Source organism: Shinella daejeonensis, from assembly GCF_024281235.1.
GTDB classification, from domain to species: domain Bacteria; phylum Pseudomonadota; class Alphaproteobacteria; order Rhizobiales; family Rhizobiaceae; genus Shinella; species Shinella daejeonensis.
Map to the genome: position 1 here is coordinate 54,582 of NZ_JAHWXY010000004.1, position 12,854 is coordinate 67,435.

Genomic DNA, 12,854 nt, shown 5'->3' on the forward strand with positions numbered 1-12,854 from the left:
GACGCAATCAGTAACCGCCCCCTCCGGCCGGTTCCGCTTCGCCGAGGAAGCGGCGGCGCAGGCCATCGGCCGCCTCGACGAGGCAGTTCACATCCGTGCCGATGGCCATGAAATCGGCGCCGAGGTCGCGATAGGCCTGCGCCTGCGGCAGGGAGACGGTCATGATGCCCCGCGCCTTGCCCATCGCTTCGATACGACCGAAGGCGTCGGCGATCGCCGCCTGCACCGCATCGGCGCCGGGATCGCCGAGATAGCCCATGTCGGCGGCAAGATCGGACGGGCCGATGAAAATGCCATCCACGCCGTCGACCGCGGCGATCTCGTCGATGGCGGCAAGGCCGGCGCGGTTTTCCACCTGCACCAGAAGACAGATTTCCGCATCGGCGGTGACGAGATAATCCGGGACGCGATTGAAATCGCTGGCCCGGCCGAGACCAGCACCGACGCCGCGAATGCCGTGCGGCGGATAGCGCAGCGCGCGCACCAGCGCTTCCGCCTCGGCGGCGCTCTCCACCATCGGGATGAGGAAGGTCTGCACGCCCTGGTCGAGCAACTGCTTGAGCAGCCAGGCCTCGCCCATCGGCGGACGAACGATGGCATGGGCGGCGCTTCCCCGCAACGCGCCGACCTGCTCGCCGAGACGCGGCATGTCGTTCGGCCCGTGCTCGCCATCGATCAGCAGCCAGTCATAACCGCTGCCGGAAAGGATTTCAGCGACATAGGGACTGCCGAGAGCGACCCACAGGCCAAGCTGGAAACGGCCTTCGCGCAGCGCGGCCTTGAACGGATTTCGGGGTGCGGCCACCGGTTCTTGTCCTTTTCAATTCTTGCGGGGGGCCGGCCGGAGTTGCGGCCGGCCATGCCCTTGCCCGTCAGCCGATGCCGCCAAGGCAGACATATTTGATCTCGGTGAAGTCCTCGAGACCGTATTTCGAGCCCTCACGGCCGAGGCCGGAAAGCTTGATGCCGCCGAACGGCGCTTCCGCCGTCGAGATGAGGCCGGTGTTGACCCCGACCATGCCGTATTCCAGCGCCTCGGCGACACGGAAGACCCGCGACAGATCCCTGGCGTAGAAATAGGAGGCAAGGCCGAACTCCGTGTCGTTGGCCTGCCGGACGACATCGTCCTCGTCGGTGAAGCGGAACAGCGGCGCGACCGGACCGAAGGTCTCCTCGCGGGCAACCGCCATGTCTGCGGTCACATCGGCGATGACCGTCGCCTCGTAGAAAGTGCCGCCGAGCGCATGGCGCTTGCCGCCCTGGATGACGCGGCCACCCTTCTTCACCGCATCCGAGACGTGTTCCTCCACCTTCTCCAGCGCCGCCTTGTCGATCAGCGGGCCCAGGATGACACCCTCGTCGAAGCCGTCGCCGATCTTCAGCTTGCCGACGGCGGCGGCGAGCTTTTCGGAAAAGGCGTCATAGACGGCGTCCTGCACGTAAATGCGGTTGGCGCAGACGCAGGTCTGGCCGTTGTTGCGGAACTTGGCGATCAGCGCGCCCTCGACCGCCGCATCGAGATCGGCGTCGTCGAAGACGATGAAGGGCGCATTGCCGCCCAGTTCCAGCCCGAGCTTCTTGATGGTGGGCGCACATTGCTTGTAAAGCTCCGCGCCGATTTCCGTCGAGCCGGTGAAGGTGAGCTTGCGCACGACCGGATTGGCCGTCAGTTCGGCGCCGATCTCCCGGGCCGACCCGGTGATAACGGAAAAGAGACCGGCCGGAAGACCGGCGCGTTCGGCGAGCACGGCGATGGCGATGGCCGAAAAAGGCGTCTGGGAGGCGGGCTTCAGCACCATGGCGCAGCCGGCGGCAAAGGCCGGACCGGCCTTGCGGGTGATCATCGCGTTGGGGAAATTCCACGGCGTGATGGCCGCCACGACGCCGATCGGCTGCTTCATCACGAGGATCCGCTTGTCCGGCTGATGGCCCGGCATGATATCGCCATAGAGGCGGCGGCCTTCCTCGGCGAACCATTCGACGAAGCTTGCACCATAGACGATTTCGCCCGTCGCCTCGGCCAGCGGCTTGCCCTGTTCCATCGTCAGGATGCGGCCGAGATCGTCCTTGTTCTCGATCATCAGTTCGAACCACTTGCGCAGGACCGCCGCCCGGTCCTTGGCGGTGCGTGCCGCCCACGCCTTCTGGGCCACGGCCGCCGCTTCGATCGCCTCGCGCGTTTCGGCGGCGCCGAGCTTCGGCACGTAGCCGACAAGAGCGCCCGTCGCCGGGTTCTTAACGGCGATGCCGCTTGCCGCATCCGCCTCTATCCAGCGGGCGCCGACAAGGGCTGCCTGGCGCAGCAGGCTTGGATCTTTCAGGCTCATCAGTGACCTCCACTCTCGATATATGCTCGTGGAGGGTTATATTGCGTCCGCCATCGGTTCGACAATGCGGCATCGCATTGTTTTGCCTTTATCCATCAAAACCCCTTCCCCGACCGCGATGAAGCGATCGCCGGCGCGGCAGGGAAGGCCCGCAATAGCTTTCAACCGTGAATTACGAGGTATAAATGACTGACGAAACCGGACGCCGGGCGGACCATGCCGTCGACAGGCTGTTTCTCGACCGCTGGTCGCCGCGCGCCTTCACCGGCGAACCGATGCCGCAGGAAACGATGCTGACGCTCTTCGAAGCGGCGCGCTGGGCGCCTTCGGCGGGCAACAGCCAGCCCTGGCGCTTCGTCTACGGCCATCGCGGCACCGAGGCGTTCCAGCGTATCTACGAGACGCTGGACGAGGGCAACCGCCGCTGGACCCATATGGCCTCGGTGCTTGCCGTCGTGCTCTCGCAGACGCATCGCAAATCCGCATCCGGCGAGATGCGGCCCACCCATACCCACGCCTTCGACACCGGCGCCGCCTGGGGCTACCTCGCGCTTCAGGCGCGGCTTTCCGGTTATTACGCCCATGCCATGGGCGGCATCGACCGCGACAAGGCGATGACCGATCTGGGTGTTCCGGACGGTTTTCGGGTGGAAGCCGCCATGGCGATCGGCAGGATGGCCGCCAGGGAAACACTGCCGGAGGACCTCATGAAGCGCGAGGTTCCGAGCGACCGCAAACCGGTCTCCGAGTTCTTGTCGGAAGGACGGTTCGCCCGCTGATCCGGCCAGGCGGGAGGTACGACAATGGCGACAATCGATGAGGACACCCTGTGGCGGGCGCTTGTCGCACGGAATGCGGAAAACACCGGGGCGATCGTTTATTCGGTCGCCTCCAGCGGGATCTATTGCCGGATCGGCTGTCCGTCACGGCCACCGCTGCGCCGAAACACGCGCTTTCATGCATCGGCAGCCCATGCCCGGCAAGCGGGCTTTCGCCCGTGCAAGCGCTGCAAACCGGACGGGCCGGCCCCTTTTTGAGGGAACCGGCCCGCTTTCCGGGAGCACCATTGGTTTTTCCGCCTGCGCGGGACGACCTCAGATATCGAGATTGGCCACGCTCAGCGCATTTTCCTGGATGAAGTCACGACGCGGCTCCACCTCGTCGCCCATCAGCCGGGCGAAAAGCCCGTCTGCATCCGTCGCATCGGAAACGCGCACCTGCAACAGCGTCCGGACGTTGGGATCGAGCGTCGTTTCCCAGAGTTGCTCGGCGTTCATTTCACCAAGGCCCTTGTAGCGCTGCATGCTGAGGCCCTTGCGACCGGCCGCCAGAACCGCCTCGAGCAGGGCGCGCGGGCCGGTAATTTCCGTCTGGCCGTCCTTGCGCCGCAGCACCGGCGGCTTGGTGTAGATATCGACGAAGCGGGCGGAGAGCTGATCGATGTGGCGCGCGTCGGCCGAGCCGATCAGCGCCATGTCGAGATGGGCGGTTTCCTTGACGCCGCGCACCGTGCGCTCGAACCTCAGACCGCCATCGCTCGCCACCGTTCCTGTCCAGCCCCGTTCGGTTTCCTCGGCGATCAGATCGAGACGGCGGGCGACATCCTCGGCCTTGGCGGCATAGGCTTCGCGGTCATGGCCGAGTTCGGAATTCAGGGCGCCGGTGATCGCCGCCTGTTCCACGATGGACCGGCTGTAGCGCGAATGCAGCCCGTCGAGCAGCGCGCGCAGGCGCAACGCATCCTGGATCAGTTCCCGTATATCCTGCCCGACGCGTACCTCGCCCGACCCCAGTTCCAGCGCCGCATCGTCGAGACCCGTGGCGATGAGGAAGTCCTCCAGCGCCTTCTCGTCCTTGAGATACTGGCTCGATTTACCGCGCGACACCTTATAGAGCGGCGGCTGGGCGATATAGAGATGGCCGCGCTCGATCAGTTCCGGCATCTGCCGGAAGAAGAAGGTGAGAAGCAGGGTGCGGATATGGGCGCCGTCCACGTCAGCATCGGTCATGATGATGATCTTGTGGTAGCGCAGCTTGTCCGGATTGAACTCGTCTTTGCCGATGGACGTGCCGAGCGCGGTGATCAGCGTGCCGATTTCCTGGCTCGACAGCATCTTGTCGAAGCGCGCGCGCTCCACGTTCAGGATTTTCCCGCGCAACGGAAGAATGGCCTGGTTCTCGCGGGACCGGCCCTGCTTGGCCGAACCACCCGCCGAATCGCCCTCTACGAGGAAAAGTTCGGCCTTGGCCGGATCGCGCTCGGAACAATCGGCAAGCTTGCCGGGCAGCGAGGAAATATCAAGCGCGCCCTTGCGGCGGGTCAATTCGCGCGCCTTGCGGGCCGCTTCGCGGGCGGCGGCGGCCTCGACCACCTTGCCGACGAGCGTCTTCGCCTCGGCCGGATGCTCCTCCAGCCAGGTGCTCAATCCATCGTTGACGAGACTTTCGACAACGGGCCGCACTTCGGAGGAAACCAGCTTGTCCTTGGTCTGCGAGGAGAACTTCGGATCCGGCGCCTTCACGGAAAGCACCGCCGTCAGGCCTTCGCGGCAATCGTCGCCGGTCAGCGAGACCTTCTCCTTCTTCATGATGCCGGAGCTTTCGCCATAGGAGACGATCTGGCGCGTCAGGGCGCTGCGGAAGCCGGCCAGATGGGTGCCGCCATCGCGCTGCGGAATGTTGTTGGTGAAGCAGAGCACGTTCTCGTGATAGCTGTCGTTCCACCACATGGCGACTTCCACCACGATGCCGTCACGCTCGCCCCGGATCGAGACAGGCTTGTCGACGAGCGGCTTCTTCGCCCGGTCGAGAAAGGTGACGAAGGCCTCAAGGCCGCCATCATACATCATCTCGTCCTGCTTGACGTCGGAATGCCGCCGGTCGGTGAGCAGGATACGCACGCCGGAATTGAGGAAGGCGAGTTCGCGCAGGCGGTGTTCGAGCGTCGCATAGCTGAACTCGATGTTCGAGAAGGTGTCGGGTGACGGCAGGAACGTCACTTCCGTTCCGGTCTCCTCACCGCAATCGCCGGTGACGGTCAACGGGCCATCGGCGACCCCATGGGTGAAACTCATCTCGTGGATATGACCGCCACGGCGGATCTTCAGCTTCAGCTTGATCGAAAGCGCATTGACGACGGAAACGCCCACCCCATGCAGGCCGCCGGAGACCTTGTAGGAATTCTGGTCGAACTTCCCGCCGGCATGGAGCTGGGTCATGATGACCTCGGCGGCCGAGACGCCCTCCTCCTTGTGAATGGCGGTGGGGATGCCGCGCCCGTTGTCGGTGACGGTCACCGAGCCGTCCGCATTCAGCGTGACGGTGACGATGTCGGCATGACCGGCCAGCGCCTCGTCGATGGCGTTGTCCACCACCTCATAGACCATGTGATGCAGGCCCGATCCGTCATCGGTGTCGCCGATATACATGCCCGGGCGCTTGCGCACCGCATCGAGGCCCCTGAGGACCTTGATCGAATCTGCGCCATAGTCGGCCGGGCCGGTGTTTTCGGTCTCGGGTGTATCAGTCATTCAGAAGGTCTTTCCAGATGTCTCGCGAGGGGCGGGAAGCGCGGCGAATCACGAATTTCCAGCCTTAGGACTATAGGTATTTTGCCCGCTTGTTCCAAACCGCAGAGCAGCGAATCACGGCAGAAATCAGGGGATCAGCGCAGTTTTGCCCGCGAATTGCATGCCTTTTCCAAAATGCCGGCCAGACGGCGCACCGTTTCGGGCGGCAGACCACGGATCTCCGCCGAAAGCCGGTTGGCGAAAGCGGTATATTCCGGCGGCAGGCCGGCCGTATCGATCACCACGCGGGGGTCGGAAATCTGCGCGATGCGGAACAGGTCCTCCGCCTCGTCCCAGATGATGTTGAAATAACCGGCCACCCTTTGCAGGAAGTCGAAGCTCGGCATGCCGCGGCGGCCGTGCTCGAGCGCCGAAAGATAGGCCGCGCTGACGCCCAGCGCCAGGGCCATCTCCTTCTGGGAGACGCCCTTGCGCTCGCGCAGATGCCGCACCGCCTTGCCGAAGGGGGTCGTCACCGCCGCTCTCCCGACGGTCGGCTCAGCCGCACGTAGAGCGCGCCCTCCCCGCCATGGTTGCGCGCCGCCGTCTCGTAGGACGAGATCAGCGAGCGGAATTCCGGTAGTGAGAACCAGAGCGGCACCGCCCGTTTCAACGCGCCGTCGCTCCCGAAGGAAGCCCCCTTGCCGGTGATGACCAGCACATGGCGCAATCCCCGCTCCTGCGCACGGATGAGGAAACCGAGGAGAAAGCCGTGCGCCTCGCTCTGGATCATGCCGTGCAGGTCGATGCGCGCTTCGAGCGGCAGGCGTCCACGGGCGATCTTGCGCTTGACCGGCAGTTCGAGCGGATGGTGACGGCGTTCCTGCCCGCCCGGCGCGACGGTAAGCGCGATGGCCGTTTCCGTCCTGAGGGCCGCCTTTGCGGATTTTTCCGGCTGAACCGGCTTTTCCGGTTCCGCCGCGGCAAAAGCCGCCTCGAATTCGGTCAGCGCCTCGAGCCTGCCCGGCAGGGGCCGCGCGCTGCGGGCGACCTTGCCCCAGAGGATACGGTCGATAGTGGAAAGCGGCTTATCCCGGGCCATGGAGATATCTTTCCGCCGCCGCCCTGGGGATCAGCACATAAAAATCCGCCGCTTCCCGCACCGCGCCGGCAAGCGCGCCCGCCGCATCGCCCGAACCGGTGAAGACATCGCCCCGCGCGGGACCGACGATGGCCGTTCCGGTATCGAGCGCCAGCATCAGCCGGCGGAAGGGCCGCCCGCCATCCATATGGGTCAGCGTATCGCTGGCGATGAAAAAGGGCAGGCCGAACGTATGGATATGCCGGTCGACGGCCAGCGACCGCCCGGAAACGAGCGGCACCTTGGCGGCGGCCACCGGCCCGAGCGAGAGGTCCTCCACGGCCGCCTCGCGAAAGAAGATGAAGGACCGGTTCTGCCGTAGCACCCCGTCCACCTCATCCTCGTGCCGGTCGAGCCAGTCCCTGATCGATGCCATAGACACCGTCACCGCATCGATTTCGCCCCGGTCGACCAGCAGACGGCCGATCGCCGAAAAGGGGTGGCCGCTCTTGGCGGCATAGGTGATGCGGGTGACCGATCCATCCGGCCCGACGAGCCGCGCCGCGCCCTGCACATGGGCGAAAAAGACGTCCGCCCGGGAGCGCGCCCAGGCGATCTCCAGCCCGCGTCCGGCAAGAAAACCGCGTTCGATCTCGCCCCGGTCGGCATATTCGACGATGCGTCCATCCTCCAGCAACCGTCCGAAGGCGAAGGACGGATCGAAATCCGCCGGGCGATTGCCGTCGTCGACCGCCACCAGATCGGCCGGGCGGCGATAGAAGGGATAGCGATATTCGGCGCCCGGCACGGGCTGCACCTGAACGTCCGGCTCATAGAAGGCCGTGATGAAGCCCCGCGCACCATCCGTTCTGTCGATACGGAAGGCGACGCAATGGCTCTCGAAAAAGGAGCGCGCGGCGGCGGGACTTTCCGGGCGAGCGCCAGCGGCGGCGTCAAACAGCGTCAGCAGATCCGCCGCCGTCACACCGAGCGACCCGGTGCGATAGGGCTTGACGTCGAGAATATGACGCCGACAGCGCTCCATCGCCGCAAAAAGCGGGCGGGGGTCGTCCGTCTCCCAGCCCGCAAGCGCCGCAAACCGGACAGGGACAAGCCGGCAGTCCATTGCGGCGGCCTCGCTCAGCCTTCCGACTCGGTCGCGATCAGCTTCCAGTTCGGATCGCGGGAGCGGATATCGCGGGCGAATGTCCACAGGTCGTTGACCTCGGCGACGGTTTCGGCGTCACCGTCCACCAGCGCGCCGGCCTTGTCATAGGTGGCGGAAATCAGCTGGCTGACGATGCGGACCGTGATATTGGCCTCGAAATCCTTGACCTCGACGCTGGTGATTTCCGCCTTGTCGATGCCGACGAAACTGGAGCGGACCACTTCGCCCCTGGATTCGCGTTCCGAGATCGCCGCGTCGAACCCCTCATAGACCTCGGCGGAAAGGAGGTTCTTCAGGGCCTTGCGATCGCCGTCGGCAAACGCGGCGACGATCATCTCATAGGCCATGCGCGCGCCGTTGACGAATTCCCTGGGGTCGAAGGCCGGGTCGGATTTTGCGACCATGCGCAGCGATTCGTTGAGCGGCGTGCCGGCCGGCGTGAAGGCGTCGATCGCGGCGAAGGGGTTTTCGGCATCCTCGCTGCCATCGCGGCGCGGCAGGGTCACCACCTTGCCCCGGTCGGCCTGGTCGGCCGGATCGGCGGTCTCCCGCCTGGAATAGGGATCGAAAGGCGGACGCTCCTGGCCGGTCCTGCGGCCGAGCACGCTGCGCAACTGCAGGAAGATCACCACCGCAGCCACGAGAAAGAAAATCGTTACGAAATCGAATGAGCCCATTATCCGCCCGCCGCTGCGGTTCCTATTTGCCGTTCCTTTCCCATATAGTCTGCAAAGACGCATCATTCAAATGGCGATGACGTGAATGCGACGAAGATCATCGGGGCCGGAGATGTCCCGCAACCCGCTTCAAATCGAAAACACTCGCCATCACGGAACAGCATGACGAGACTTCTGCCGCTTTTCGTTCTTCTTTTGCCGCTTGCCGAGATCGCCGGCTTCATCGTCGTGGGGCAGCATATCGGATTATGGCCGACGCTGTCGCTCGTCATCCTTTCGGCGGTGGCGGGCGTCGTCGTGATGCGCGCCCAGGGATTCGGCGCGCTTGCGCGGCTGCGGAAAACGGCCGGCGAAGGTGTCCTGCCCGGCAAGGAACTGCTGGACACCGCGGCGATCGTGCTCGGCGGCCTGCTGCTGTTCATTCCCGGCTTTCTCACCGATCTCGCCGGTATCGCGCTGTTTTTTCCGCCGGTGCGCCATTGGCTATGGAACCGGCTCAGGCGTAGTATCGTTGTGGTGGACATATCCGGCGGACGCGATCCTCGTCGCGACGGGCGCGACGCGACGCGCACGATCGATCTCGACAGCGACGATTTCCACCGGGACGACCGGCCGTGACCCTGTCGCGATCGGCGCCCGGAATGGCTTGTCCGGCAAGCGGTTCCTCAAGGGCGCAAGGGTTGTAAGCCCCCGATCGAAATGGTAGATGGCCTCACTTTTCCGATACCCGAGGACCAATCATGACAACCGACGCAGCAGCATCCAGCAAGCCCGCGGAGAGCCCCTCGCTCAATATCCTGGCGCAATACATCAAGGACTTCTCCTTCGAGAATCCGGGTGCGCCGCGCTCGCTCCAGGCGCGCGAATCGGCGCCCTCGATCAATATCAACGTCAACGTCAATGCCAATCCGCTGGCCGAGAACGACTTCGACGTCGTGCTTTCCCTGAACGCGGAAGCCAAGGAAGGCGACAAGGTCCTGTTCAACGCCGAACTGGCCTATGGCGGCGTCTTCCGCGTCACCGGCTTTCCGCAGGAGCACATGCTGCCGGTGCTGTTCATCGAATGCCCGCGCCTGCTGTTCCCCTTCGCCCGCCAGATCGTCGCCGACGCCACCCGTAACGGCGGCTTTCCGCCGCTGATGATCGACCCGATCGACTTCGCGCAGATGTTCGCGCAGCGCATGGCCGAAGAGCAGGTCAAGGCCAAGGTGAATTCCACCGCCAACTGACGCGGGATTGTCTGCAAAATACCGAAGACGCCCGGTCCGCAGGATCGGGCGTCTTCGTTTCAGCCGATTGGTTCGCGTTTCAGTCCCGCAGGACGAAATCGTAAGCCGGATTCATCCGCTGTATTTCGTCCAGATCGCCTTCTCGCCCATCTTCTCCACCATCGCCCGGTGCAAGGCGCGGTCCTGCGGGGAAAGGCGTGGGGACAGCGGGCGCGGGCGGGTCGCCAGCGGGGCGAAAATCCCGTCTTCTTCCTCGACCGGCAGCTTTCGCCCGTTATCGGACATCCCGAGGCCAAGGGCTGCCTGGCGGCCGCCGAGCATCTCGATATAGACTTCCGCCAGCAGTTCGGAATCGAGCAGCGCGCCGTGCCTTTCCCGGTGGGAGTTGTCGATGCCATAGCGGCGGCAGAGCGCATCGAGGGAATTCGGTCCCATCGGATGCTTGCGGCGGGCAAGCGCCAGCGTATCCGTCACGCGTTCGCCGGATATGGGCGGCAGGCCGATCCGGTCGAGTTCGGCATTGACGAAGCCCATATCGAAGGTGGCGTTATGGGCGACCCAGCGGGCGTCACCGAAAAAATCCAGGATCTCTTCCGCCACATCCGCGAACGTCGGCTTGTCCTTCAGGAATTCATCGGTGATGCCATGCACCGCCAATGCATCCGGATGAACCTTGCGGTCGCCGGGGCAGATATAGAGATGAAGGGTGCGGCCGGTTGGAAAATGGTTTTCCAGTTCCACGCCGCCGATCTCGATTACCCGATCCAGCTTGCTGTCGAGACCGGTCGTTTCCGTATCGAAGATGATTTCACGCATCAGCCGGCAATTCCTCTCAATCGTTCGACCAGTTCTTCCACCTGACGGCGGGCCGAAGCAAGGCCGTGATCCGTTTCGATCAGGAAGTCGGCGCGGCGGCGCTTTTCCGAATCCGGAACCTGCCGCGCGAGGATAAGGCGAAAACGCTCCTCCGTCATGCCCGGCCGGGCGAGCACCCGGCGTCGCTGGGTTTGCGCATCGCAGGTGACGACAACGACCTTGTCGACGCGCGTTTCCCCCCCGGTTTCGTACAAAAGCGGAATATCGAGAAGAACGAGCGGTGTCTTGCGTTGGCGCTCGGCCGACAGAAACGCCTCCTCGCGGGCGCGCACCAGCGGATGAACGATCGCCTCCAGTTCGGCGAAACGACCCGGCGCATCGGCAAGCAGCGCGGACAGGGCCGCGCGGTCCACGACGCCGTTGACGATCGCTTCGGGGAAACGCGCCGACACGGGGCCGACCCCTTCGGAGCGGTAAAGCTCATGCACGGCCGCATCGGCATCATGCACCGGCACGCCGAGATCGCGAAACATCGCGGCCGTCGTCGACTTGCCCGTTCCGATCGAACCGGTAAGGCCGAGCACGATCATCCCTCACCCTCCATATCGGCAAGAATGCGCCGGCGAAGCGTCTCGTCCACGACAGGCCGGACGCCGAACCATTTCTCGAAGCCGGGAACGGCCTGATGCAGCAGCATGCCGAGGCCGTCGACCGTCTGGAAACCCTGCGCGGCCGCCTGTTTCAGGATCGGCGTCGCGAGAGGCACATAGACGATGTCGGTGACGACGGCGCCGCCGGCGAGCGGCGAGAAATCGATGGCCGGCGCAGGAGCCCCGTCCATGCCCAGCGACGTCGTGTTGACGAAGAGGCCCGCCCCTTTCGAGACCTCGCCAAGCGCGGCCATGGGATGGGCGTGGACCTTCGAACCGAAGCGATCCGCCAGTTCCCGGGCCCGTTCCGGCGTGCGGTTGACGATATGGATGGCGTCGAAGCCGCGATCACGCACCGCCTGGACGATCGCCCGGCTGGCACCGCCCGCCCCGAGGATCACGGCCGTGCCGGTCCGGTCCCATCCGGGCGCCGCCGCATCCAGATTAGCCAGAAAACCGCGGCCGTCGGTATTGGTGGCGTGCAACAGCCCGTCCTCGAGCCAGAGCGTATTGGCCGCGCCCAATTCCTCGCTGAGGGCGTCGGGCCGGTCCGCCAGCCGGAAGGCCGTCTCCTTATGGGGTATGGTGACATTGCCGCCGCAATAGCGGGTCCCGCCTCTCTTGAGCCGGCTTATGAAATCCGGAAAATCGTCCGGCGAGACTTCTTCCCGCCGATAACTGCCGGCAAGGCCGAGCGTTTCCAGCCAGTGGCCATGGATCAGCGGCGAGCGCGAATGGCGGACCGGATAGCCCGTCACGAAGGCATGGCGCGCGGATGTTTCACGTGAATCAGGCATCGATCACACCGAATTTTCTCAATTGTTGCAGAAGCGGCAGAAGCGGAAGGCCGAGGATGGTGAAGTAGTCCCCGTCGATAGCCTCGAAAAGCTGCACGCCCTCTCCTTCGAGTTGGTAGGCGCCGACGCTGGCCAACACTCTTTCGCCGACCCGCTCCAGATGGCGCTCGATGAACGGCCGGCTCAGCGGCCGCATCGTAAGCCGCGCGATGGAAACATGACGCCAGAGCGTTTCACCGTCCCGCACCAGCGCGATGCCGCAATTGAGAGCGTGGGTGCGCCCGGACAGGGCTTCAAGATGACCCCTTGCCTCCGCCATGTTGCGCGGCTTGTGAAAAACCCGCCCGTCGAGCGAAAGGGTCTGGTCCGATCCGATGACGTAAGCGCCGGCGGCCCGGCCGCTGACGTCACGCGCCTTGGCCAGCGCCAGTTCCCCGGCGATATCCACCGGCGAGATATGGGATGCGGCGATGGCCGCCTCCACGGCACGCTCGTCGATCTGCGCCGGACGGGCCTCGAAGGCGAGGCCGGCATTTTCCATGAGCATGCGGCGGAACGGGCTTTGCGAGGCGAGGATCAACGACGGGGTCATGCATTTCT

The 12,854-nt window shown here is 64.7% G+C and carries 15 protein-coding genes; 4 read left to right on the plus strand and 11 right to left on the minus strand.

Annotated features, from left to right (window positions below; all coding sequences use genetic code 11):
* Positions 1-7: 7 nt before the first annotated feature.
* Both KYK29_RS12975 and gabD read right to left on the minus strand, forming a co-directional pair.
* Positions 8-805 (minus strand): aldolase/citrate lyase family protein, encoded by a 798-nt coding sequence (locus KYK29_RS12975; RefSeq protein WP_254691327.1) that lies wholly within the window; start codon positions 803-805, stop codon positions 8-10.
* Positions 806-872: 67 nt separating this feature from the next.
* Positions 873-2,327, minus strand: a complete 1,455-nt coding sequence (gabD, locus tag KYK29_RS12980; RefSeq protein ID WP_254691328.1) for an NADP-dependent succinate-semialdehyde dehydrogenase — start codon at positions 2,325-2,327, stop codon at positions 873-875.
* A 185-nt stretch (positions 2,328-2,512) separates the two neighbouring features.
* Here gabD and KYK29_RS12985 point away from each other — a divergent pair, with 185 nt between their 5' ends.
* On the plus strand, positions 2,513-3,106 hold the full coding sequence (locus tag KYK29_RS12985) for a nitroreductase family protein (protein WP_254691329.1): 594 nt from the start codon (positions 2,513-2,515) through the stop codon (positions 3,104-3,106).
* A 24-nt stretch (positions 3,107-3,130) separates the two neighbouring features.
* The gene (locus KYK29_RS12990) at positions 3,131-3,364 is read left to right on the plus strand and encodes an Ada metal-binding domain-containing protein (protein ID WP_254691330.1); all 234 of its coding nucleotides are present in this window, start codon (positions 3,131-3,133) and stop codon (positions 3,362-3,364) included.
* 57 nt (positions 3,365-3,421) lie between these two features.
* Here KYK29_RS12990 and gyrB read toward each other — a convergent pair whose 3' ends face one another.
* The 5 genes from gyrB to KYK29_RS13015 form a co-directional block, all read right to left on the minus strand.
* Positions 3,422-5,857: a DNA topoisomerase (ATP-hydrolyzing) subunit B gene (gyrB, locus tag KYK29_RS12995; protein WP_254691331.1), complete on the minus strand. Its 2,436-nt coding sequence runs from the start codon at positions 5,855-5,857 to the stop codon at positions 3,422-3,424.
* A 134-nt stretch (positions 5,858-5,991) separates the two neighbouring features.
* Positions 5,992-6,372, minus strand: coding sequence for a helix-turn-helix domain-containing protein (locus KYK29_RS13000; protein ID WP_254691332.1), 381 nt, complete (start codon positions 6,370-6,372; stop codon positions 5,992-5,994).
* Positions 6,369-6,938: a Smr/MutS family protein gene (locus tag KYK29_RS13005; protein WP_254691333.1), complete on the minus strand. Its 570-nt coding sequence runs from the start codon at positions 6,936-6,938 to the stop codon at positions 6,369-6,371. Before KYK29_RS13005 ends, KYK29_RS13000 begins: the two co-directional genes overlap by 4 nt.
* Positions 6,925-8,043 carry a murein transglycosylase A gene (mltA, locus tag KYK29_RS13010; RefSeq protein ID WP_254691334.1) on the minus strand — a complete coding sequence of 373 codons (1,119 nt, stop codon included), beginning with the start codon at positions 8,041-8,043 and terminating at the stop codon, positions 6,925-6,927. The genes KYK29_RS13005 and mltA overlap by 14 nt, the downstream gene beginning before the upstream one ends.
* Positions 8,044-8,057: 14 nt before the next feature.
* The gene (locus tag KYK29_RS13015; protein ID WP_254691335.1) at positions 8,058-8,762 is read right to left on the minus strand and encodes a Tim44/TimA family putative adaptor protein; all 705 of its coding nucleotides are present in this window, start codon (positions 8,760-8,762) and stop codon (positions 8,058-8,060) included.
* A 162-nt stretch (positions 8,763-8,924) separates the two neighbouring features.
* On the opposite strand from KYK29_RS13015, the gene KYK29_RS13020 reads away from it, so the two are divergent.
* A complete protein-coding gene (locus KYK29_RS13020; protein ID WP_254691336.1) occupies positions 8,925-9,380 on the plus strand; it encodes an FxsA family protein in 456 nt (151 codons plus the stop codon).
* 122 nt (positions 9,381-9,502) lie between these two features.
* Entirely contained in the window at positions 9,503-9,991 is a 489-nt protein-coding gene (secB, locus tag KYK29_RS13025) for a protein-export chaperone SecB (RefSeq protein WP_254691337.1), read from the plus strand.
* Between the two features lie 111 nt (positions 9,992-10,102).
* Here the strand turns inward: secB and dnaQ are convergent, their stop codons facing one another.
* Genes dnaQ through KYK29_RS13045 form a run of 4 tightly spaced genes read right to left on the minus strand, consistent with a single transcriptional unit; the run spans position 10,103 to position 12,846 of the window.
* Positions 10,103-10,807 carry a DNA polymerase III subunit epsilon gene (gene dnaQ, locus KYK29_RS13030; protein WP_254691338.1) on the minus strand — a complete coding sequence of 235 codons (705 nt, stop codon included), beginning with the start codon at positions 10,805-10,807 and terminating at the stop codon, positions 10,103-10,105.
* Positions 10,807-11,397, minus strand: coding sequence for a dephospho-CoA kinase (gene coaE / locus KYK29_RS13035; protein WP_254691339.1), 591 nt, complete (start codon positions 11,395-11,397; stop codon positions 10,807-10,809). The genes dnaQ and coaE overlap by 1 nt, the downstream gene beginning before the upstream one ends.
* On the minus strand, positions 11,394-12,254 hold the full coding sequence (locus tag KYK29_RS13040) for a shikimate dehydrogenase (protein ID WP_254691340.1): 861 nt from the start codon (positions 12,252-12,254) through the stop codon (positions 11,394-11,396). Before KYK29_RS13040 ends, coaE begins: the two co-directional genes overlap by 4 nt.
* The gene (locus tag KYK29_RS13045) at positions 12,247-12,846 is read right to left on the minus strand and encodes a Maf-like protein (protein WP_254691341.1); all 600 of its coding nucleotides are present in this window, start codon (positions 12,844-12,846) and stop codon (positions 12,247-12,249) included. The genes KYK29_RS13040 and KYK29_RS13045 overlap by 8 nt, the downstream gene beginning before the upstream one ends.
* Positions 12,847-12,854: the final 8 nt, after the last annotated feature.

What these genes read in the sequence shown, in the direction of transcription:
- gabD (WP_254691328.1), bottom strand. Translation starts at nt 2,327, where the DNA reads ATGAGCCTGAAAGATCCAAGCCTGCTGCGCCAGGCAGCCCTTGTCGGC.
- KYK29_RS12985 (WP_254691329.1), top strand. Translation starts at nt 2,513, where the DNA reads ATGACTGACGAAACCGGACGCCGGGCGGACCATGCCGTCGACAGGCTG.
- KYK29_RS12990 (WP_254691330.1), top strand. Translation starts at nt 3,131, where the DNA reads ATGGCGACAATCGATGAGGACACCCTGTGGCGGGCGCTTGTCGCACGG.
- gyrB (WP_254691331.1), bottom strand. Translation starts at nt 5,857, where the DNA reads ATGACTGATACACCCGAGACCGAAAACACCGGCCCGGCCGACTATGGC.
- KYK29_RS13005 (WP_254691333.1), bottom strand. Translation starts at nt 6,938, where the DNA reads ATGGCCCGGGATAAGCCGCTTTCCACTATCGACCGTATCCTCTGGGGC.
- mltA (WP_254691334.1), bottom strand. Translation starts at nt 8,043, where the DNA reads ATGGACTGCCGGCTTGTCCCTGTCCGGTTTGCGGCGCTTGCGGGCTGG.
- KYK29_RS13015 (WP_254691335.1), bottom strand. Translation starts at nt 8,762, where the DNA reads ATGGGCTCATTCGATTTCGTAACGATTTTCTTTCTCGTGGCTGCGGTG.
- KYK29_RS13020 (WP_254691336.1), top strand. Translation starts at nt 8,925, where the DNA reads ATGACGAGACTTCTGCCGCTTTTCGTTCTTCTTTTGCCGCTTGCCGAG.
- secB (WP_254691337.1), top strand. Translation starts at nt 9,503, where the DNA reads ATGACAACCGACGCAGCAGCATCCAGCAAGCCCGCGGAGAGCCCCTCG.
- dnaQ (WP_254691338.1), bottom strand. Translation starts at nt 10,807, where the DNA reads ATGCGTGAAATCATCTTCGATACGGAAACGACCGGTCTCGACAGCAAG.
- coaE (WP_254691339.1), bottom strand. Translation starts at nt 11,397, where the DNA reads ATGATCGTGCTCGGCCTTACCGGTTCGATCGGAACGGGCAAGTCGACG.
- KYK29_RS13040 (WP_254691340.1), bottom strand. Translation starts at nt 12,254, where the DNA reads ATGCCTGATTCACGTGAAACATCCGCGCGCCATGCCTTCGTGACGGGC.
- KYK29_RS13045 (WP_254691341.1), bottom strand. Translation starts at nt 12,846, where the DNA reads ATGACCCCGTCGTTGATCCTCGCCTCGCAAAGCCCGTTCCGCCGCATG.